Consider the following 20291-nt stretch of genomic DNA (forward strand, 5'->3'; position numbering starts at 1 on the left):
CTCCTTCACCCAGTTCGTGCCGGGCCATGTGCATCTGAAGGACCTCGGCCAGCTTGTCGCGCGCGAGATCGAGAAGGCCGGCGGCGTCGCCAAGGAATTCAACACCATCGCGGTCGATGATGGCATCGCCATGGGCCATGACGGCATGCTCTATTCGCTGCCGTCGCGCGAGCTGATCGCCGATTCCGTCGAATACATGGTCAATGCGCATTGCGCCGACGCCATGGTCTGCATCTCCAATTGCGACAAGATCACCCCCGGCATGCTGATGGCGTCGCTCCGCCTCAACATCCCGACCGTCTTCGTCTCCGGCGGCCCGATGGAGGCCGGCAAGGTGGTGCTGGCCGGCAAGGCGCAGGCGCTCGACCTTGTCGACGCCATGGTCGCCGCCGCCGACGACAAGATCTCCGACGCGGACGTCAAGGTCATCGAGCGCTCGGCCTGTCCGACCTGCGGTTCGTGCTCGGGCATGTTCACCGCCAATTCGATGAACTGCCTGACGGAGGCGCTCGGCCTGTCACTGCCGGGCAACGGCTCGACCTTGGCCACCCATGCCGATCGCAAGCGCCTGTTCGTCGAGGCCGGCCACCTCGCCGTCGACCTCGCCCAGCGCTATTACGAGCAGGACGACGAAAGCGCACTGCCGCGCAGCATCGCCTCCAAGGGCGCTTTCGAGAACGCCATGGCGCTCGACATCGCCATGGGCGGCTCGACCAACACGGTGCTGCATATCCTTGCCGCCGCGCATGAGGGCGAGGTCGACTTCACCATGGAGGACATCGACCGGCTGTCGCGCAAGGTGCCGGTGCTGTGCAAGGTGGCGCCGGCCAAGTCCGACGTCCACATGGAGGACGTCCACCGCGCCGGCGGCATCATGGCGATCCTCGGCCAGCTCGACCAGGCCGGGCTGATCAACCGCGACCTGCCGACCGTGCATACTGCTACGCTCGGCGAAGCGCTCGACCATTGGGATATCGCCCGCACCTCGGCCGAGAATGTTCGCGAGTTCTTCCGCGCCGCCCCAGGCGGCGTGCCGACCCAGGTCGCCTTCAGCCAGGACCGCCGCTGGGACGAGCTCGACCTTGACCGCGAAAAAGGCGTCATCCGCTCGGCCAAGACGCCGTTCTCCAAGGATGGCGGCCTTGCCGTGCTGAAGGGCAATCTGGCGCTCGACGGCTGCATCGTGAAGACTGCCGGCGTCGATGAATCGATCCTGAAATTCACCGGCCCGGCCCGCGTCTTCGAAAGCCAGGATGCATCCGTCAAGGCGATCCTCGGCAACGAGATCAAGGCCGGCGACATCGTCGTCATCCGCTATGAGGGACCGCGCGGCGGCCCGGGCATGCAGGAGATGCTCTACCCGACCAGCTACCTGAAGTCGAAGGGCCTTGGCAAAGCCTGCGCGCTGATCACCGACGGCCGCTTCTCCGGCGGCACGTCCGGCCTGTCGATCGGCCATGTCTCGCCGGAAGCCGCCGAGGGCGGCGCGATCGGCCTCGTGCAGGAAGGCGACACGATCGAGATCGACATCCCCAACCGCACCATCCGCCTCGCCATCAGCGATGCCGAGCTCGAGGCGCGCCGGGCGGCGATGAACGCCAAGGGCGCCGACGCCTGGAAGCCGGCCGAGAAGCGCAAGCGCAAGGTGACGACCGCGCTGCGCGCCTACGCCGCCTTCGCCACCAGCGCGGACAAGGGCGCTGTCAGGAAAGTGCCGGAATAGCGGGGTTCTCCCTTCTCCCCTTCGCGGGAGACTACGGCATGCACACATTTCCAAACGGCTGGTCTTTGGCGAAAGCGTGCATGGCGGCTTGGCGCATTGTCCAATGTAGCGCTGGTCGACCCTCACTCCGTCTCGGCTTCGCCGAGCCACCTCTCCCCCGATCGACGGGGTAGAGGAAAGGCGCCAGGCTCTTTGCCCTCAACGATCGTCCAGAGAAGCTCCCTTCCTTTCCCTCCGGAGGGGGGAAAGGTGACGCTGCGAAGCAGCGACGGATTGGGGGAACCACCTGGCAATCAAGCCTTCGGCCGATCAGTCACGCCAGTAACAGAAGATTTGTGCGTAGTGTAGCTGCGGGAGAAGGGGAGCGCCGCGCTACGGCATCAGCTGATACTCATAAAGCTTCTGATAGAGCCCGCCCTGCCTGAGCAGGGTCTTGTGCGGGCCGCTTTCCAGCACCTTGCCCTTTTCCAGCACCACGATCGTGTCGGCCTGATGCACGGTCGAGAGCCGGTGTGCGATGACGATCGTCGTGCGCCCGGCGGTGAGCTGCTGCAGCGCGTCGCGGAACAGCGCTTCCGACTCGGCGTCGAGCGCGCTGGTCGCCTCGTCGAGCAGCAGGATCTCGGCGTTGCGCAGCATGGCGCGCGCGATCGAGATGCGCTGGCGCTGGCCGCCGGAGAGCAGCGAGCCGTTTTCGCCGACCTCCGTGTCGTAGCCCTTGGCCATCGCGCTGATGAACTCATGCGCGTTGGCGGCCTTGGCGGCGGCGACCACCTCCTCGTCGGTCGCGCCCTCGCGGCCGAGCCGGATGTTGTGCATGATGGTGCCGGCAAACAGGAACGTGTCCTGGCTGACATAGGCGATCTTCTGCCTGAGCGAATCCAGCGTCGCGAACGAGATGTCCTGGCCGTCGAACATCACCCTGCCGGTCTGCGGGTCGTACATGCGCATGATCAGGTTCAGGATCGTCGACTTGCCGCTGCCCGACGGCCCGACCAGCGCCGTCATCTTGCCGGCCGCGAGCGTCAGGTCGAACCCTTCGAACACCGGCGGGCTTTCCGGATAGGCGAAGCTCACATTGTCGAAGCGGATTTCGCCTGGGCCGGCCCGCAGCGGCGTGGCGTTGGGCTTTTCGGCGAGCGTCAGCGGTCGGTCGGCGAGCTGGAACATCATGCGCACGCCGACGATGCCCGTCTCCAGCGAGATGCGCACGCGTGCCAGGCGCTTAGCCGGCTCATAGGCCAGCAGCAGCGCCGCGATGAAGGCCATGATGTTGCCCGGCATCTGGCCACCCTGCAGCACCAGCAGGCCGCTGACCAGCACGGCGCCGGCGATCGCCAACCCCGCCAGCGTTTCCATGACCGGGCTTGTCGCGGCTTCCAGCGTCGCGATGTTGTTGGCGCGGGTTTCGACGTCCGACACCGCCTTGTGCATGCGCTTGCGCATCGCGGCTTCGAGATTGAAGGATTTGACGACGCGCACGCCGATCGCCGTCTCCTGCATCACATGCACGATCTGGCCGAGCGAGACGAATTCCATCGCCGCGATCTTGCGCACGCGTTTGAGGATGCGGTTGACGCCATAGATCGCCACAGGCCCGACGACAAAGCAGATCAGCGACAGCGCCGGCTGTTGCCAGACCATGACCCCGACCAGCACGATCAACGTCACCAGGTCGCGGACATAAGAGGTGACGACGAGATCGAGCACGCTGCGCGCGGCCTGCGCGTTGTTGGTCATGCGGGCGATCAGGTCGGCAGATGAGGTCGAATGATAGAACTCGATGCCTTGCGCGAGGATGCGATCGTAGATCTTGCGCTGGCGGTCGGCGATGATGGCGTTGCCGACGCGGCTCATGAAATAGGCCTGGACGAAGCTGGCAAAACCCTTGAGCAGGAAGATCCCGGCGACCCCCGCCGCGATCAGGTTGACGCGGTCGAGCCGCTTGAAGACGACGAATTCGTTGGTGATCTCGCGCAGGATCCAGGCGCTGGCGCCGGTCATGGCGGCCACCACCAGCATCGACAGGATGGCCGCGCCATAGCCGAATTTATGCTCGTGGAAGGATTCCCTCACCAGCCTGGCAATGAGGCGTTGGTTTTCCGTCGAGCGGAAGAAGCGAAACAACGGCCGATCCTGTGTCTGGCTTGCAAAGAATTTCGGATTCGCCACGAGGGCGAGTGGCGGCTTATAGAGCGAGTTGCGGCGCGATGGAACCTTTCGGCTGAAGGCGAAAGAAAAGGCTGCGCCTGGCTGTCTTTTCGGTCACGATGAATGCCGATTCTTGGGAAAGGATGACGACGGATGGATTTCGACCTCATCGTGCGCGGCGGCACGCTGCCGGACGGCAGGATTGCCGATATCGGCATTGCCGGCGAGACCATCCGGGCGGTCGAGCAGAAACTGCCGGGCTCCGCGCCGACCGAGATCGACGCGCGCGGCAATCTCGTCTCGCCGCCCTTCGTCGATCCGCATTTCCATATGGACGCCACGCTCTCCTACGGCATCCCGCGCATCAACGCTTCCGGAACGTTGCTTGAAGGCATCGCGCTCTGGGGCGAGTTGAAGCCGCTGCTAACGCATGAAGCCGTGCGCGAGCGCGCGCTCGCCTATTGCGACTGGGCCGTCTCGATGGGCCTGCTCGCTATCCGCAGCCATGTCGATGTCTGCGACGACCGGCTGCTCGCGGTGGAAGCGCTGCTCGATGTGAAGAAGGCCGTCGCGCCCTATATCGACCTGCAGCTGGTCGCGTTTCCGCAGGACGGCCTCTACCGCTCGCCGACCGCGCGTGAAAACACCATTCGTGCGCTCGACATGGGCGTCGACATCGTCGGCGGCATCCCGCATTTCGAGCGCACCATGGCCGACGGCACGCGCTCGGTCACCGAGCTTTGCGAGATCGCGGCCAAACGCGGCCTGATGGTCGACATGCATTGCGACGAGACCGACGATCCGCTGTCGCGCCACATCGAGCAACTGGCCTATGAGACGCAGCGCCTCGGCCTGCAGGGCAGGGTGGCCGGCTCGCACCTCACCTCCATGCATTCGATGGACAATTATTACGTCTCTAAGCTCCTGCCGCTGATCGCCGAGGCCGGCGTCTCGGCAATCCCCAACCCGCTGATCAACATCATGCTGCAAGGGCGCCACGACACCTTCCCGAAGCGGCGCGGCCTGACTCGGGTGAAGGAGATGCTGGCGCTCGGCATCCGCGTCGGCTGGGGCCAGGATTGCGTGCTCGACCCCTGGTATTCGCTGGGCACCGCCGACATGCTCGACGTCGCTTTCATGGGCCTGCATGTGGCACAGATGTCGAGCCCGGCCGACATGGCGCGCTGCTTCGACATGGTCACCAACGTCAACGCCGCCATCATGGGGCTCGATCATCTCGGCCTCGCCGTCGGCAAGCGCGCCAGCCTCGTCGTGCTCGATGCCGGCAATCCGATCGAGGCCGTGCGCCTGCGTCCCGAACGCCTCTGCGTCATCGCCAGGGGCAAGGTGGTGGCCGAGCGGACGAAGCAGGAGACCAGGCTGTCGATCACGGGGCGTCCGGCGCAGGTGAACAGGCGGCATAAGACGGCGTAGGTCTCTGCACATCGATCTGCTTGGTTTGGAGCAAAGCATCACCACCGGTTCGCGGTTGGCCGGAACGCTCCTGACTTCGTCATTCTATGGCGGAGCAAGGAGCGAAGCGACGCGGCGCAGACCATAGATCCATGCCGTTACCCTCCAAGCGTCGCTGCGGTGCGGAACCGACCTTTGTCTTGTGCCGCCTTCACTCTTCGCGCGATGTCACGGAATGGATCCTCGGGTCTACGCGTCCGCTTCGCCCGTGGATGACGAAGTTCCGGCGTCCGGCGCTGGTCTTATGGATTTCCCTCGTCAAACCGGCCGCTTGCGGCTAGGGAGCGGCATGGCCCAGACCATCGCCCGCAATTTCACGATCAGGAACATGTTGCTCGCCGGCATCCTGTTGATGCTGGCCGGCGACTTCATGTTCGCGCTGAACGACGCGATGGGCAAATGGCTGGTCGCTTCCTTCTCGGTCGGACAAGTGGTGCTGATCCGCTCGATCGGCGCCTTCATCGTGCTCGGCCCGATGATCGCCAACCAGGGCACCGGCAAGCTGTTCCACATGGACCGGCCGCTTTTGCAGTTCCTGCGCGTCGTGGCCACCACCACCGACACCGGGCTCTTCTACGCCGCGGTCGTCTACCTGCCGCTGGCCGACGTGATGAGCTTCTACATGGCCGGGCCGATCTATGTCGCGGCGCTGTCGCACCTTTTGCTTGGCGAAAAGGTCGGCTGGCGCCGTTGGCTGGCGATCCTGGTCGGCTTCTGCGGCGTGCTGATCATCCTGAAACCGTCCTCCGCGGCTTTCTCCATGTCCTCCGGCTTCGCGCTGGTGGGCAGCATCGCCTTCGGCTTCGCCATCATCCTCGGCCGCCTCCTGCGCGGCACCAGCGACACGACCTTGGTCACCTGGCAGACGATCAGCACGCTGGTCGTCGGCGGCGTGCTTACCATCGGCGCCTGGCGCACGCCCTCGGCGCTCGATTTCGGCGCCATGCTGTTGCTCGGCGTCGTCTCTTGCGCCGCGCATCTGATGATCACGAGGGCGCTGAAGCTGGCGCCGGCCTCGACGCTGGCGCCGCTGCATTACAGCCTGCTTCTGTGGGCAGTGGTCTTCGGCCTGGTCTTCTTCGGCGATGTGCCCAGCCCGCGCATCCTTGTCGGCGCTGCCATCGTCGTGCTTGCCGGCATGTTCATCTTCCACCGCCAGAAGGTGGTGGAAACCGAGGTGCCGCCCGAGAACGTGCCCAAGGGCGTGAACTAGCTTCTTAGCACAGAAATTTTGACCGGTCGGCTATGCGTGCGTTGGCAGATCCATGCTTTGGCGATTGGCCGAGACGCCTATCGGGTCGTCATCCACGGGCGGAGCAAGGAGCGAAGCGACGCGCGCAGACCCGAGGATCCATGCCGTGACTTGGGAGCGCCGCGGCGGTCCGGAATTCTGCACCGTTGCACGCTTCGGTCCAGGTAACGGCATGGATTCCAGGGTCTGCGCGCGTCGCTTCGCTCCTTGCTCCGCCCTGGAATGACGAGGTTCGGGAGCCTTCGGCTCATCGCCCGCGTCTGCGCTGACTACCCCAAACGGACGTTGATAGCCTTGCCCGACAAGCTTGCAATTCAAAATCACTGTGTTGAGGAACTAGGGCAACTTCACGAAAGTTTTTTGCGGTGCAAATCGCCATCCGGATGCAATCTGTGATTGATTCCGGCGGGGCCGGCAGGATATCTATAGCCTAGAGACTTGCGCTATTTGGGGGGAAATCATGGGCAGTTTCTCGATATGGCATTGGCTTATAGTTCTGATCATTATCGGCTTGCCATTGCTGTTTGTCTTGAGGGCGCCGCCAGCCGGCGTCAATCGTTTCGGGGACACGCCGCCTTCGATGAACTTCGGTGAAGCGATTGCAAGCTTTTTCCGAAATTACGTGAACTTTTCCGGCAGGGCCAGTCGCTCGGAATTCTGGTATTCCTACCTCTTCATTATCATCGTTGCCGTTCTTATGGGTATAGTCGATATCTTTGTGGGAAACGAAGCCGTCTCGTCGCTTTGGAATCTTGCCGTCCTTCTGCCGACACTTGCCATGACCGCGCGCCGGCTGCACGACATCAACAGAAGCGGCTGGCATCAGCTGCTTGCGGGATTGTTCCCCATCGGCACCATCGCACTGCTCGTCTGGTATTGCAGAAAGTCCGACGAAACAGGGTCGTTGAACGAGATCCAGAGGGTTTTCAGGTAGAGCGCCGCTCTAGCCCAGGCGCACTGCCGCCAGGTGGCGTGAGAATTCAGTTCTCTCCATCAGCGCCTTGCAGCGGGCGAAACGGCCGTCTGCATAGGCGCGGAAGTCGTCGGCGGGATTGTCGTTGGCGAGCTGGATCAGCCCCCACAGCGTCCATAAAAGATCGCACATCGCCTTGTAGATGACGACGCGGCCGCGCTCGGCCGGCCGCGCCTCGCCACCGAAATAAGCGCGCATCAATTCCTCGTCCTGGCCCGCGTCGAACCTGCCCTCGACCGAGAGGTCGCCCAGGTCCCACAGCGGATCGTTCATGCCGGAATATTCCCAGTCGACGATCCACATGCGATCGCCCGTATCGAGGAAGTTCTCGCACAGCGGATCGCAATGGCAGGCGGCAAGCGGGATCGGATGGGCGGCGAGCGCGTCCCGCACGCTGTCCGCCTCGCGCACCACGTCGTGATAGCCCGAAGGCAGTGCGACATCCTTTGTCGACAGGACCTTGAGATAGTCGTCGATCATGGCAAACAGCTCGAAGCGGAAGGGAAAGGCGGCGCCCGATGAATGCAGCTCGCGGAAGGCCTGGCCTGCCCGCGCGGGGCTGCCCGGCCGCGTCTTGAATTTCTCCGGCGACATCGTCTCCGCGCCGGCGATGAAGCGCGTCGCCATCAGGCCGGACGAGGGATCAAAATAGAGCACCTCGGGGCTGACGCCGGCTTTGGCCGCCTCGCGCGCCGCTACTGCCTCGTTGGCGCGGTTGATATATTCCTCGGTACCCCTGCCGGGAATGCGCAGGCACGCTTCGCCGGCCCTGTAGACCCTGTTGGTCAGGCCGCCCAAACGCTCCAGCGGTCCGTCATAGCCCGCCAGCGCCGGTATGGCCGCCAGCGCCGCGCGCAGCTCGTCCGTCATGTCGTGTCCCCCGTTCACGCCATTGTTCTGGCTCGGACGGTTCCACAGTTTTAGCGGCTTGGCTATGATCCATTGCACATGAATCGGCTTCGAGGGGCGACGATGACGGACGGCAAGCACAACGGCTCACTAAGCGCGGCCTATGCCGCGACCCGGCCGGACGAGGTCGCCGCGGTCTATGACGGTTGGGCCGAGACCTACGATGCCGACATGTCGGCCGCCGGCTATCGCCATCCGACGATCTGCCTGGCGCTGCTGGCCCGCCACCTGCCGCGCGGCGCCGAACCCTTGCTCGACGCCGGCGCCGGCACCGGCCTGATCGGCGAGTGGCTCGCCATCACCGGCTATCCGAGGATCGAGGCGCTCGACATCTCGCAAGGCATGCTGGACAAGGCCGGTGCCAAGGGCGTCTACACGGCGCTGCACCGCCTGGCGATGGGCGATGTTCTGCCCTTCGCCGACGGCGCCTATGCCGGCATCATCTCTGCGGGCGTCTTCACCTCGGGCCATGTCGGGGTCGAGGGCCTGGACGAGTTGATCCGCATCTGCCGGCCGGGCGGCGTCATCGTGCTGACTGTGAAGAACACGCTGTGGGATGCCGGTTTCGCGGAGCGGATCGCCGAGCTGGAAGCGCGCGGCGCGATAAGCCGCCTCGAGGAAACGCGACCTTATGCCTCGATGCCCGGCGAGGGCGACACCGTGCCAAGCCGTTGTCTGGCGCTGCGCGTCAGCTGACCCGCGCTGCGCGGATCAGGCCTTTATCTTCGCGCCGGCCGGGTCGTACAGCGCCTCGAGATGGATCTTGGCCGGCGTGCGTTCCATCGCGACCACCAGCTCGTAGTCGCCGGAGGCGAGGAAGTCGTCGCTGACGCCGTCGGCATCGCGCACATAGCCGTAGCCAATGTTCTTCTCCACCGTATAGCCGTAGCCGCCGCTGGTAAGGTAGCCGACCGGCTCACCATTGCGCAGGATCGTCTCGCGCCCGACCAGCACGACCTCCGGGTCGTCCACCGTGAAGCCGGCAAAGCGCTTTGTCGGCGCCTTGCCGGCCGCTTTTTCCAGCGCCTTACGTCCGACGAAGTCGGTGTTCTTGCGAAGCTTCACCGCCCAGCCGAGCCCCGCTTCCAGCGGCGTGTCGTTCGGCGTGATGTCGGAGCCCCAGGCGCGATAGCCCTTTTCCAGCCTGAGCGACTCCAGCGCCCGGTAGCCGACCGGGCGAATCCCATGCGGCTTGCCGGCCGCCATCAGCGCGTCGAAAACCTCGCCGGTTGCGGCGATCGGCACATGCAGCTCCCAGCCGAGCTCGCCGACATAGGTGACGCGCAGCGCCTTCACGCTATGGCCGGCAATTTCGATCTCGCGCGCATGGCCGAAGGGGAAGGCGGCGTTCGAGATGTCGGCATCCGTCACCGCCGCCAGCACGTCGCGGGCGCGCGGCCCCATCAGCGACAGCGTGCCGTACTCTTCCGTGACATCCTTCAGCCTGGCGTCGAGGCCGGCGCCGATATGGTCGCTGATCCAGGACAGGTCATGCGTGCGGAAGCCGGTGCCGGTGACGATGTAGAACCGGTCCTCGCCGAGCCGCGACACGGTGAGGTCTGCCTCGATGCCGCCGCGCGTGTTGAGCAACTGCGTGTAGGTCAGCCGTCCGGCCGGCTTGTTGACATCGTTGGCGCAGATCCAGTCGAGCGCCTTCAGAGCGTCGGCACCGGTCAGCTCGTATTTGGCGAAGGAGGACTGGTCGAAGATGCCGACCTTCTCGCGCACATGACGGTGTTCGTCACCGACCGGGCCGAACCAGTTCTGCCGGCCCATCGAATAGACGTCCTCGGCGGCTGCGCCATCCGGCGCGAACCAGTTCGGCCGTTCCCAACCCAGCTTGGAGCCGAACACGGCGCGATGCGTCTTCAGCCGCTCATAGAGCGGCGAGACGATGCGCGGCCGGCCGGAGAGATATTCCTCATGCGGGAAGCCGATGGTGTAGTGCTTGCCATAGGCCTCAAGCGTGCGGTCGCGGACCCAGTCTCGGTCGCGATGCAGGCTGGAGAAGCGCCTGATGTCGACCACCCACAGGTCGAGCGGCGCCTCGCCGTCGACCACCCACTGCGCCAGCACCCAGCCGGCGCCGCCGCCCGAGGCGATGCCGAAGGCATTGAAGCCGGCGCCGACGAACATATTGGAACATTCCGGTGCGACGCCGAGGATGAAATTGCCGTCCGGCGTGAAGCTTTCAGGGCCGTTGATCATCTGCTTGACGCCGGCGGTCTGTAGGGCCGGAACACGCGCGATCGCCTGGCTCATATGCTGTTCGAAATGATCGTAGTCGTCGTCGAACAGGCGGAATTCCCAGTCGTTGGGAACGTCGCCGCCGGGAAGCCCGGTTGCCCAGGCCTGCGGGTTGGGCTCATAGCCGCCCATCACCAGCCCGCCGACCTCTTCCTTGAAATAGGTGCGGCGGTCGGGGTCGCGGATCGTCGGTGCGTCGTTGGCGAGCCCTTCGATCCTCTCGGTGACGATGTACTGGTGCTTGACCGGCTGCAGCGGCACGTTGATGCCGGCCATCGCGCCGACCTGCCTTGCCCACTGCCCGGCGCAGTTCACCACCTTGTCGCAGGCGATGTCGCCTTTTGAGGTCTTCACCGCGGTGATGCGGCCGTCCTTCATCGTGAAGCCGGTGACGCGCACGTCCTCGAACAGTTTCGCGCCATGCATGCGCGCGCCCTTGGCGAGCGACTGGGCGATGTCGGAGGGGCTTGCCTGGCCGTCGGTCGGCAGCCACGAGGCGCCGACCAGGTCGCCGGTCTCCATCAGCGGCCACATGCGCTTCACTTCCGCCGGCGACAGAAGCTGCATGTCCATGCCGAAGCTTTTGGCCGTGGTCGCCAGCCGCTTGAACTCGGTCCAGCGGTCGGCGTTGGTTGCCAGCCGCAGGCACCCGGTCATCTTCCAGCCGGTCGCCAGGCCGGTCTCGGCCTCGAGGCCCTTGTAGAGCTCGACCGAATATTTGAGCACGCGCGTGATCGAGGCCGAGGAGCGCAACTGCCCGACAAGGCCGGCGGCATGCCAGGTCGAACCAGAGGTCAGCTTGCCCTGCTCGAGCAGCACGACGTCGGCCTGGTGGTCGCGCGCCAGATGATAGGCGGTGGAGCAGCCGATGATGCCGCCGCCGATGACGACGATTTCGGCATGGCTGGGCAAAGTCATGGCTTGGTCCCGTATTTCGTCCGGTAGTTCTCCAGCGCTGCGTCGAGCCGCACGAGGTTTTCCTCGGTATAGGCGACATAGTCGATGCCGGGCGCGTCGAGATAAAGCTCGGAGACCATGCTCCACATCGCCTCGCGCAGCAGCGAGGCGCATTGCATGGCGGCGTGCGAGCGGCGGATTTCGCTGTCCGGCTCCTTCATGAAATAGGCGGTCAGGAAGGCGAAGGATTCGTCATCGCTCAGGCCGGCATTGGAGGCGGCGCCGGCAAGATCGAACATCGCCGTGTTGAAGCCGGCATATTCGAAATCGATCAGCCACAGCCGCTTGCCGTCGTCGAGGATATTGGCCGGCAAAAGATCGTTGTGGCCGAAGACGATCGGCAACAGCTTCTGCGCCCGCTCGAGCTCGTCGGCCAAAGACAGGTAGCGCGGCAGCTCACCCTTCTTGCGGCTGCCGCCTTCGTCCAGTGTGCGCGCATAGTCGCGGATGACGTGGAACACCCAGAACATGAAGCCGGCGCCGGAGACGTGGTTCGGCATCTCGCGATGGAACGCGCGCAGCAGCCCGGCGACACGGTCGAGATCAGCCCGCACGTCTTCGGCGAGGAAGGTCTTGGCGCCGAGGAATTCCGTCACCAGGATGCCGGGCTCGGCATAGTGCACGGCCGGCGCGAATCCCGCCGCATGCGCCGCCCGTGCCGTCATCACCTCGCGCTCGCGGAAGACGTGGTGGAACGGGAAGTCCTGGCCGAAGCGCACGACATGCCGCCCGGCCGCATCGGTGACGACAAAATTGGCGTTGCTGAGGCCACCCGGCAGCGGCTCGATCTCGATGCTGCCGTTCCAGCACGGCAGGGCGCGGATGCGGTCTTCGGCACTCACGGCTTCGCTCCGGCCTCAGCCGGTCCCGCGGAAAACGACGATGGGACAAAACAAAAAAGCCTCGTCGGTGCGAGACGCCAGGATCGGTATCCCGCACCGCACCGACGAGCCCCTTGGCCAGGCATGGTATCCCGGCATCCGCCCCCGCGGATTCGATAAAAGCTCGCGCCCGGCTGGTTCCAGGCGATCTGGTCACTAGGCTGCGGCTCTGCCATCACCCTCCCGTGGCAGTTCCGAACCTGTCACGAGGTCAGTGTCATGCCGGCGTGGCAGAGCTGTCAATCAAAAGCTGTGACCTTTTTTGGGTGTTTTGCCCGAAAATATAAGCGACTCCTTTCAAAGCGTTGCCAAAACCTTAAATTCGGTCAAAATTTCCGGACATCCATATGATCCATTCGAAACGGCATGGCGAAATCCTGCGCCTCCTCAACGAGGAGGGCACGATCACCATAGCCAGCCTTGCCGAACGTCTCGGCGTCTCGCTGGAAACGGTGCGGCGCGACGTCAAGCCGCTCGCCGACGACGGGTCGGTGCTGAAGATGCATGGCGCCGTGGGCCTTGCCTCGATCATGGGCGAGGCGCCGTTCGAGCGGCGCATGCGCGAGAATGCCGAAGCCAAGCGGCTGATCGCCAGGATGGTCGCGGCCACGATCCGCGATGGCGAGGCGATCATGCTCGATACCGGCACGACCACATCCTTCCTGGCGCGCGAGCTGCTCGGCCATCGCCGGCTGACGGTGGTCACCAATTCCTCCGACATTGCCCGCACGCTGGCGACGGTGAACGGCAACAAGGTCTATATGGCGGGAGGCGAGCTGCACAGCGATTCGGGTGCTGCTTTCGGCATTTCGGCGATCGAGTTCGTCAGCCGCTTTTCGGTCGATCATGCGGTGATCTCGATCGGCGCGGTCGATGCCGCCGCCGGCCTGACCGACTACGAGCTGGAGGAGGCGGAGTTCGCCCGCATGGTGCTGTCGCGTGGCCAGCGCTCGCTGGTCGTCACCGACCATACCAAGTTCGGCCGTCAGGGGCTGGTCAGGGTCTGCGGCTTCGACGGCTTTTCCGAGCTCGCCACCGACCAGCCGCCGCCGCCCGACATCGCCGCCGCGCTGACCCATGCCGGGGCGCGCCTGACCATTGCGGCGGCCTGACGTCAGCCAAGGAAATAAGGCTAACCGAACACCAGCGACTGATGTGCCGCAACTCCGGCCATCGCGCCACCGGACACCGCGAAGGCGATGTTGTGCATCATCCGCGCCGCGTCTCCGGCCGCGAACACGCCGGGCACCGATGTCTGCTGCTTGTCGTCCACGACGATCGCCCGGCCAAGCGGGCCTTCGTTGAAGACGCAGCCCAGCTGCTCGGCCAGCGGGCTTGCCATTTCGTTGCGCGGCGCGGTGAACAGCGCCCGCACGCTTGCGCTGCGGTTTCCATCGAACCTGACGACCAGGCCGTCGGAGCCGTCGTCCCGCACCTCGCTCACCTTCTCCGGCTCGAAGCGGATGTTGCGCTTCTCCAAGACCCGCGCCTGGTCCGCGTCCGGCTCGAACAAGCCGTCGGCGAACAGCGTGACGTCGCCCCAGTCGGAGATCAGCTCGGCCTGGTGCAGCGACATCGGTCCGGTGGCCAGCACGCCGAGCGGCCCGCCGGCCACCTCGTAACCGTGGCAATAGGGGCAATGCAGCACCGTCTTGCCCCACTGCCCGGCAAGTCCGGGGACGTCCGGCAGGATGTCCCGAACGCCGGTGGCGAGCACCAGCCGCGTCGCGCCGAAACCCTCGCCATTGTCCATCTCGACCTCGAAGCCGGTGCCGGCGATGGCGGCCCGCTTGGCGCGACCCTCGATCATCGTGACAGCCGGATAGGCAAGCAGCTGTGCCCTGGCCTCGCCCAGTATGTCCGCCGGCGCCCGTCCGTCCTGGCCGAAGAAGCCATGCGAGTGCTCGGCAAAGCGATTTCGCGGCTGGCCGGCGTCGATCACCAGCACCTTGCGTCGGCCCCGCGCCGCATACATGGCGGCGGACAGCCCGGCAAAGCTGCCGCCCACGACGATGACATCATAATGCATGGCTGGATACTCCAATCAGGTCATAACGGCGGCGGAAATCGGCCGTCAGGTCGGCCAGCGTGATATGGCTGAGCCGCTCGGCGAGCAGCCTTTCCGCCTCCAGGCGGAAATCGTCGAGCACGGCGATCACCGCCTGCTCGACCAGGCATCCGGGGCTTTCCGGTTCGGTGCTGAACGGCAACAGCGTCTCGCCAAGCGCGGCGCTGATCTCGGCCAGCGAAATCCTGTCCGGCGCGCGGCCGAGCTGCCAGCCGCCGCCATGGCCGCGCGACGAAGTGACGATGCCCGCCTCCCGCAGCCCGGCGATGGTGCGGCGCACCACCACCGGATTGGTGTGGATGAAGCCGGCAAGCTCTTCGGACGTCAGCGCCCGGTCAGGCGCCTCGGCCATATGGACGAGAATGTGCAGGGTCGAGGACAGTCGGCTATTGCGTTTCATGTAACTTAGTTAGTTACGAATCGTGCCGATGTCAAACCGGCCGGACTGCTGCGGCGGCAAGCCTGTGCATCAGCTCGGGAAAATCATCCGGAAGCAGGCTCCGCCCTGCTTGCCGTCGAGCACCTCGACCTTGCCGCCATGCAGTTGCATCAGGTCGCGGACAAGGTTGAGGCCGAGGCCGGCGCCATGATCCCGCGGGTGCAGGCGGTAGAAGGGCTCGAATATCCGCTCGCGTTCGGATGCCGGCACGCCGTCGCCTTCGTCCTGCACCTCGATCACCGCGGGCGGGCGGACGCTGATGGTGATGCGACCGGCCTTGCCGCCATGGTCGATCGCGTTCTGGATGAGATTGGTCACGGCGCGCTCGATCGCCGTGCGGTCGCCGCGCACGAAGAGCTTTTCCTTAGCCGGCTCGAACGCCATCTCGTAGCCGACGGCGAAGGCCAACGGCGCTAGGTCGACCACGACGTTTCGGGCAAGAAGGACGAGGTCGACCGGCCCGAAATGCTCGGCCTGGCGATCGAGCCGCTGCAGGTCGAGCAACTGGTCGGCGAGTGTCGACAGCCGCGCTGCGTCCTGCAGGAGCCTGGCGCGCTCGGGTGTCGCCGGCAGCGCCGCGAGCCGCGTGTTGAGGATGGCGACCGGCGTTCTGAGCTCATGCGCGGCGTCGGTCAGGAAGCGCTTGTGCCGCGCATAACCGGCATCGAGGCGCGATAGGGCGGCGTTGACCGCATCGACCAGCGGCGTCACTTCCTTCGGCACGCCGTCCAGCGGCAGTTGCACGCCGCGCTTGTCTATCTCGATCTGCTCCGCCGCGCGCGCCGCGTTGCCGAGGCCGGAAAGCGCGCCGCGCACCACCCAGGGCGTCGCGAACAGCGTCGCCAGCGCCATCAGCCCGGCCAGCGGCAAAATCCCTTGCAGGAAGAGTTCCGGCGCCTGCCCAAGAACGCGCAGCAACGAAAGCTCGCCCTTGGTGCCGCTCATGATCTGGATATTGCCGGCCGCCGTGTCGGTCCAGCGGATCTTGCCTCCCGGCGGCGCCGCTTCGCCGATGGCAAGGTCGATGCGGGCATCGCTGATGTTGTCCAGCAATCCGACGAACGGCTGGTAGGCAACTGGCACGGTGCCTTCTTGAAGCCGGTGCCCGTCCTTGTCGCGGATGATGAACCAGAGGTCCGGGACATCCGACCGCAACTTGGTCAGATCGGAATTTTCCTTCAGCGCCAGCGCCCCGTTGGCGTCGCGGACCACCGCATCCGCCAGCACGTCCATCGTGCCGTCCTCATAATCGTGCGGAATGATGCCGGTGGCGAGCATTGCGCCGATGATGCCGGCGATGATGAGCGTCAGCATCACGCATTGCAGGATGGCGATGCGCAGCACCAGGCTCCATTTCAGCGAACGCGGCCGGCGAAGGTTCATGTGGTCTCGCGCAGCAGGTAGCCGACACCGCGTATGCCGTTGATGACGACCCCGCCATCGGCTTCGCTGAGCTTGCGGCGCAGCCGCGAGACATGGGTGTCGAGCGCGTTGGACTGGATCTCGTCGTCCAGCCCGAACACGGCCTCCATCAGGGCCTCGCGCTGCACCATGCGCCCCGTTCGCCGCATCAGCGCTTCCAGCACCAGCAGTTCGCGGCGCGGCAAGGCGAGCGGCTCGCCGCGGATCGAGGCCTCGCGGTGGCCGACATCGAGCGAAAGATGGCCGGCGCGGATCGTTTGCGTCTCGATCGCCGCCGGGCGCCTCAGCAATGCCCTCAGCCGGGCCAGCAACTCCTCGAAGGCGAAAGGCTTGGCCAGATAGTCGTCGGCGCCCATGTCGAGCCCGTCGACCTTGTCGGCGGTGTCGCCCCGGGCCGTCAGCATCAGCACCGGCGTCGTGTTTCTGGCGGCGCGAAGCTTCGGCACCAGCGTCAGCCCGTCGCCGTCCGGCAATTGCCGGTCGAGCAGGATCGCGTCATAGCCGTCGACGGCGACGAATCCTTCCGCTTCCAGCAGCGAGCCGGCATGGTCGACCACCATGTCGTGCCGCCTCAGCGCCGCCCGCAGCGCCGAAACCATTTCCGGCTCGTCCTCGACCAGCAGGATACGCATTGAAGACCTCTTGCAGTCCTATCTCTCGATAATTCTTGCCTGGCCGACTATCGCGTCAAGATTGCGTAAACATGGCGCCAGTTCTTGCCGCCGGCGGCGAACCTTTTCTTTCGCGAAGCCACGCCGTTCGCAATGTCCATGCAATCCGCGACCTCCAAACAGCGCCTCGTCCATGCCGGGCAACTCGAATCGCCCGCGTAAGCAATGAGGTCAACATGCCTGCAAATGACGCTTTGTCCTTCCTGAAGGCCTGGACGCTGGCGCCCTTCCGTATGGGCTCGGTCACGCCCTCCAGCCCGAGCCTGGCGGCGCTGATGACGCGCGAGATCGGCCCCGACACGGGTCCGGTGCTGGAGCTCGGGCCGGGCACCGGTCCTTTCACCCGCGCTCTGCTGCAGCGCGGCGTGCGCGAAAACGACCTGACGCTGGTCGAGTCCGATCCGGATTTTGCCGCTCTGCTCGCGCGCCGCTTCCCTTCGGCGCGCATTGTCGAGATGGACGCGGTCGGCCTGCGCCATCTGCCGCTGTTCGATGGCCCTGTCGTCGGCGCGGTGGTCAGCGGATTGCCCTTTCGGCTGATATCGCCGCGCAAATCATCCTCGATCCTGGAAGGCGTCTTTGCCAGTCTGCGGCCAGGCGCGGCTCTCTATCAGTTCACTTATGGCCGCCGCTGCCCCTTCGACCAGGCCGTCCTCGACAGGCTCGATCTCGAGGCGGTCCGGATCGGCGGCACCTTGCGCAACTTCCCGCCGGCGACGGTCTATCGCGTCTCCAGGATCAAGGGTCTCGACACCTATGACTGGCGTTTCGCATGAGCGATCTTCACCGGCATAAACAACGGGGCTGCGCCGGCTTTCTTTCGCGCGCGCGCCGGTGTTTAGTCCGGCCATGGCCTTCACCATCCGCCAATTGCAGTTCTTTGTCGCCGTCGCCGAGCAGGGCACCGTCTCGGGCGCAGCGCAGAACTTGTCGATTTCCCAGTCCTCGGTCACCGAGGCGATCAAGGAATTGGAGAGTGACCTCGGCGTCGAGCTCTTCGAGCGCCATCCGCGCGGCTTGAACATCACCCACAAGGGCCACCAGTTCCTGCGCCACGCGACCAAGATCCTGGCCGATGTCTCCGATGCACGCCGTTCCTTCTCCAGCGAGCAGGCGGCCGCCGGCGGCCGCCTGCAGCTCGGCGTCACTTCGCTGGTCGCCGGCTACGTCCTGTCCGATCTGCTCGCCCGCTACCGCCGCGCCTACCCCGGCGTCGAGGTCTCGGCGATCGAAGACAATGGCGACTATCTCGAGCACCTTCTGGTCGGCGGCAAGCTCGACATCGCCGTCATGGTGACGTCCAACCTGCGGGACCGCACGGCGCTGCAGTCGGAAATCCTGGAGGTCTCGGCCTACCGCCTCTGGGTCCCGCTCAGCCACAGGCTCGCCAGCGCCGACATCATCTCGATCGGCGACATCGCGTCCGAGCCGCTGATCATGCTCACCGTCGACGAGATCGAGGAAAACACCGGCAAATTGCTGTCGGCGATCGGCGCGAGACCCCATGTCGCCTTCCGCACGCGATCGGTGGAAGCGGTGCGCAGCCTTGTCGCCACGGGCGCCGGCGTGGCGCTTTTGCCCGACCTCGTCTACCGGCCCTGGTCGCTGGAAGGCGACCGCATCGAATCGCGCGATGTTTCCGGCTCGCTGCCGGTGGTGCAGGTCGGCACGGTCTGGCGCCGCGGCTCCGGCCTGCCGCAGGCCGCGCGCGACTTTATCGGCCTAGCGCAGTCGCAGCGCATGGCGCGGCAGCGGCTTTGATCAGAGCAATTCCAGGAAAAGTGTGAAGCGGTTTTCCGTTCGGAATTGCGTCCAATATCACTATCGGAAAAACCGATATCGGCTTTCTGATAAATGAATTTGCGAAACCGGATTTTTCACAGCACCTTTCGCCCAGGGAACAAAGCCGCGCCCTGAGAGCGCTGCCCCTAGCAATGGGAGATCGATGATGAATGCATTCCTGAAGTCGTGCACGGCGCTGACTGTCGCGCTGACTTTTTCCGGTCAGGCCATGGCCCAGGTCAAGGAACTCGGCAAGGGCGAAGGGCAGGTCAACATCGTTGCCTGGCCGGGCTACATCGAGCGCGGCGAGACCGATAAGAACTATGACTGGGTGACGGCTTTCGAGAAGGAAAGCGGCTGCAAGGTCAACGTCAAGACCGCCAACACGTCGGACGAGATGGTCTCGCTGATGAACGAGGGCGGTTTCGACCTCGTCACCGCTTCGGGCGATGCATCGCTGCGCCTCGTCGCCGGCAAGCGCGTGCAGCCGATCAACACCGATCTGATCCCGAGCTGGAAGACCGTCGACGACCGCCTGAAGGACGCGCCCTGGTTCACCGTCGACAAGGTGCACTACGGCGTACCCTACCAGTGGGGCCCGAACATCCTGATGTACAACACCGACGTCTTCAAGGAAGCGCCCAAGAGCTGGAACGTCGTCTTCGAGGAAATGAAGCTGCCCGACGGCAAGTCGAACAAGGGCCGCGTCCAGGCCTATGACGGTCCGATCCACATCGCGGATGCCGCCAATTACCTGATGTTCCACAAGCCGGAACTCGGCATCAAGGATCCCTACGAGCTGAACGAAGACCAGTACAAGGCGGCGCTCGATCTCCTGCGCACCCAACGAACGCTGGTCGGCCGCTACTGGCATGATGCCGCGATCCAGGTCGACGACTTCCAGAACGAAGGCGTGGTCGCTTCCGGCTCCTGGCCCTATCAGGTCAACACGCTGGTCGCCGCCAAGAAGCCGGTCGCCTCGACCGTGCCGGAGGAAGGCGTCACCGGTTGGGCCGACACCACCATGATGGAAGCCGACGCCGCTCATCCGAACTGCGCCTATATGTGGCTCGAGCACTCGTTGTCGCCGAAGGTCCAGGGCGACGTCTCGGCCTGGTTCGGCTCGCTGCCCGTCGTGCCCGCCGCCTGCAAGGGCAACGAGCTTTTGACCGACGAAGGCTGCAAGACCAACGGCTACGAGAATTTCGACAAGATCAAGTTCTGGAAGACGCCGGTGTCGAAATGCGCCAGCCAGAACGACCAGTGCGTGCCCTACTACCGCTGGGTGTCGGATTACATCGGCGTCATCGGCGGGCGGTGACGCTCTTTACCCTCCCCTTGTG

The 20291-nt window shown here is 64.9% G+C and carries 17 protein-coding genes; 9 read left to right on the top strand and 8 right to left on the bottom strand.

From position 1 onward, the window contains the following. Positions 1-1723 (top strand): dihydroxy-acid dehydratase (ilvD, locus tag EOD07_RS01930; RefSeq protein ID WP_127233730.1); only part of this gene is annotated, 1723 nt, incomplete at its 5' end. A 372-nt stretch (positions 1724-2095) separates the two neighbouring features. On the opposite strand, the gene EOD07_RS01935 is transcribed toward ilvD, so the two are convergent. Continuing rightward, on the bottom strand, positions 2096-3850 hold the full coding sequence (locus EOD07_RS01935) for an ABC transporter ATP-binding protein (protein ID WP_127233731.1): 1755 nt from the start codon (positions 3848-3850) through the stop codon (positions 2096-2098). A gap of 177 nt (positions 3851-4027) precedes the next feature. Between EOD07_RS01935 and EOD07_RS01940 the strand changes: the two genes are divergently transcribed. The 3 genes from EOD07_RS01940 to EOD07_RS01950 all read left to right on the top strand — a co-directional run bounded on the left by EOD07_RS01940 (position 4028) and on the right by EOD07_RS01950 (position 7533). After that, positions 4028-5308 (top strand): amidohydrolase family protein, encoded by a 1281-nt coding sequence (locus EOD07_RS01940; protein WP_127233732.1) that lies wholly within the window; start codon positions 4028-4030, stop codon positions 5306-5308. Between the two features lie 328 nt (positions 5309-5636). Beyond that, on the top strand, positions 5637-6560 hold the full coding sequence (locus tag EOD07_RS01945; RefSeq protein ID WP_127233733.1) for a DMT family transporter: 924 nt from the start codon (positions 5637-5639) through the stop codon (positions 6558-6560). Positions 6561-7059: 499 nt separating this feature from the next. Further along, complete coding sequence (locus EOD07_RS01950; protein WP_073989496.1) at positions 7060-7533, top strand: DUF805 domain-containing protein; 474 nt, start codon at positions 7060-7062, stop codon at positions 7531-7533. 9 nt (positions 7534-7542) lie between these two features. Here EOD07_RS01950 and EOD07_RS01955 read toward each other — a convergent pair whose 3' ends face one another. Further along, a complete protein-coding gene (locus EOD07_RS01955) occupies positions 7543-8442 on the bottom strand; it encodes a phosphotransferase family protein (protein ID WP_127233734.1) in 900 nt (299 codons plus the stop codon). A 102-nt stretch (positions 8443-8544) separates the two neighbouring features. On the opposite strand from EOD07_RS01955, the gene EOD07_RS01960 reads away from it, so the two are divergent. After that, positions 8545-9177, top strand: a complete 633-nt coding sequence (locus tag EOD07_RS01960; RefSeq protein WP_127233735.1) for a class I SAM-dependent methyltransferase — start codon at positions 8545-8547, stop codon at positions 9175-9177. Between the two features lie 15 nt (positions 9178-9192). On the opposite strand, the gene EOD07_RS01965 is transcribed toward EOD07_RS01960, so the two are convergent. Further along, positions 9193-11646: an FAD-dependent oxidoreductase gene (locus EOD07_RS01965; RefSeq protein ID WP_127233736.1), complete on the bottom strand. Its 2454-nt coding sequence runs from the start codon at positions 11644-11646 to the stop codon at positions 9193-9195. After that, positions 11643-12527, bottom strand: a complete 885-nt coding sequence (locus EOD07_RS01970; RefSeq protein WP_127233737.1) for a phosphotransferase family protein — start codon at positions 12525-12527, stop codon at positions 11643-11645. Before EOD07_RS01970 ends, EOD07_RS01965 begins: the two co-directional genes overlap by 4 nt. A 386-nt stretch (positions 12528-12913) precedes the next feature. Between EOD07_RS01970 and EOD07_RS01975 the strand changes: the two genes are divergently transcribed. Beyond that, positions 12914-13678 (top strand): DeoR/GlpR family DNA-binding transcription regulator, encoded by a 765-nt coding sequence (locus EOD07_RS01975; RefSeq protein ID WP_127233738.1) that lies wholly within the window; start codon positions 12914-12916, stop codon positions 13676-13678. A gap of 20 nt (positions 13679-13698) precedes the next feature. On the opposite strand, the gene EOD07_RS01980 is transcribed toward EOD07_RS01975, so the two are convergent. The 4 genes from EOD07_RS01980 to EOD07_RS01995 form a co-directional block, all read right to left on the bottom strand. Beyond that, on the bottom strand, positions 13699-14595 hold the full coding sequence (locus EOD07_RS01980) for an NAD(P)/FAD-dependent oxidoreductase (RefSeq protein ID WP_127233739.1): 897 nt from the start codon (positions 14593-14595) through the stop codon (positions 13699-13701). After that, entirely contained in the window at positions 14585-15034 is a 450-nt protein-coding gene (locus EOD07_RS01985; protein WP_071069713.1) for an Rrf2 family transcriptional regulator, read from the bottom strand. The genes EOD07_RS01980 and EOD07_RS01985 overlap by 11 nt, the downstream gene beginning before the upstream one ends. A 69-nt stretch (positions 15035-15103) precedes the next feature. Further along, positions 15104-16456, bottom strand: a complete 1353-nt coding sequence (locus EOD07_RS01990) for a HAMP domain-containing sensor histidine kinase (protein ID WP_127233740.1) — start codon at positions 16454-16456, stop codon at positions 15104-15106. Then, positions 16453-17127, bottom strand: a complete 675-nt coding sequence (locus EOD07_RS01995) for a response regulator transcription factor (RefSeq protein ID WP_041008202.1) — start codon at positions 17125-17127, stop codon at positions 16453-16455. Before EOD07_RS01995 ends, EOD07_RS01990 begins: the two co-directional genes overlap by 4 nt. Before the next feature lie 215 nt (positions 17128-17342). Between EOD07_RS01995 and EOD07_RS02000 the strand changes: the two genes are divergently transcribed. From EOD07_RS02000 to EOD07_RS02010, 3 genes are all read left to right on the top strand, one after another. Further along, positions 17343-17942 carry a methyltransferase domain-containing protein gene (locus EOD07_RS02000; RefSeq protein ID WP_127233741.1) on the top strand — a complete coding sequence of 200 codons (600 nt, stop codon included), beginning with the start codon at positions 17343-17345 and terminating at the stop codon, positions 17940-17942. Between the two features lie 73 nt (positions 17943-18015). Beyond that, positions 18016-18927: a LysR substrate-binding domain-containing protein gene (locus tag EOD07_RS02005; RefSeq protein ID WP_041001423.1), complete on the top strand. Its 912-nt coding sequence runs from the start codon at positions 18016-18018 to the stop codon at positions 18925-18927. Between the two features lie 187 nt (positions 18928-19114). Further along, a complete protein-coding gene (locus EOD07_RS02010) occupies positions 19115-20269 on the top strand; it encodes an ABC transporter substrate-binding protein (protein WP_040986087.1) in 1155 nt (384 codons plus the stop codon). Positions 20270-20291 lie beyond the last annotated feature (22 nt).

It is taken from the genome of Mesorhizobium sp. M2C.T.Ca.TU.002.02.1.1 (assembly GCF_003997225.1).

Bases quoted from the DNA above. Each gene is read 5' to 3' on its own strand.
- EOD07_RS01940 (WP_127233732.1), top strand. From the start codon at position 4,028: ATGGATTTCGACCTCATCGTGCGCGGCGGCACGCTGCCGGACGGCAGG.
- EOD07_RS01945 (WP_127233733.1), top strand. From the start codon at position 5,637: ATGGCCCAGACCATCGCCCGCAATTTCACGATCAGGAACATGTTGCTC.
- EOD07_RS01950 (WP_073989496.1), top strand. From the start codon at position 7,060: ATGGGCAGTTTCTCGATATGGCATTGGCTTATAGTTCTGATCATTATC.
- EOD07_RS01955 (WP_127233734.1), bottom strand. From the start codon at position 8,442: ATGACGGACGAGCTGCGCGCGGCGCTGGCGGCCATACCGGCGCTGGCG.
- EOD07_RS01960 (WP_127233735.1), top strand. From the start codon at position 8,545: ATGACGGACGGCAAGCACAACGGCTCACTAAGCGCGGCCTATGCCGCG.
- EOD07_RS01965 (WP_127233736.1), bottom strand. From the start codon at position 11,646: ATGACTTTGCCCAGCCATGCCGAAATCGTCGTCATCGGCGGCGGCATC.
- EOD07_RS01975 (WP_127233738.1), top strand. From the start codon at position 12,914: ATGATCCATTCGAAACGGCATGGCGAAATCCTGCGCCTCCTCAACGAG.
- EOD07_RS01980 (WP_127233739.1), bottom strand. From the start codon at position 14,595: ATGCATTATGATGTCATCGTCGTGGGCGGCAGCTTTGCCGGGCTGTCC.
- EOD07_RS01985 (WP_071069713.1), bottom strand. From the start codon at position 15,034: ATGAAACGCAATAGCCGACTGTCCTCGACCCTGCACATTCTCGTCCAT.
- EOD07_RS01990 (WP_127233740.1), bottom strand. From the start codon at position 16,456: ATGAACCTTCGCCGGCCGCGTTCGCTGAAATGGAGCCTGGTGCTGCGC.
- EOD07_RS01995 (WP_041008202.1), bottom strand. From the start codon at position 17,127: ATGCGTATCCTGCTGGTCGAGGACGAGCCGGAAATGGTTTCGGCGCTG.
- EOD07_RS02000 (WP_127233741.1), top strand. From the start codon at position 17,343: ATGCCTGCAAATGACGCTTTGTCCTTCCTGAAGGCCTGGACGCTGGCG.
- EOD07_RS02005 (WP_041001423.1), top strand. From the start codon at position 18,016: ATGGCCTTCACCATCCGCCAATTGCAGTTCTTTGTCGCCGTCGCCGAG.
- EOD07_RS02010 (WP_040986087.1), top strand. From the start codon at position 19,115: ATGAATGCATTCCTGAAGTCGTGCACGGCGCTGACTGTCGCGCTGACT.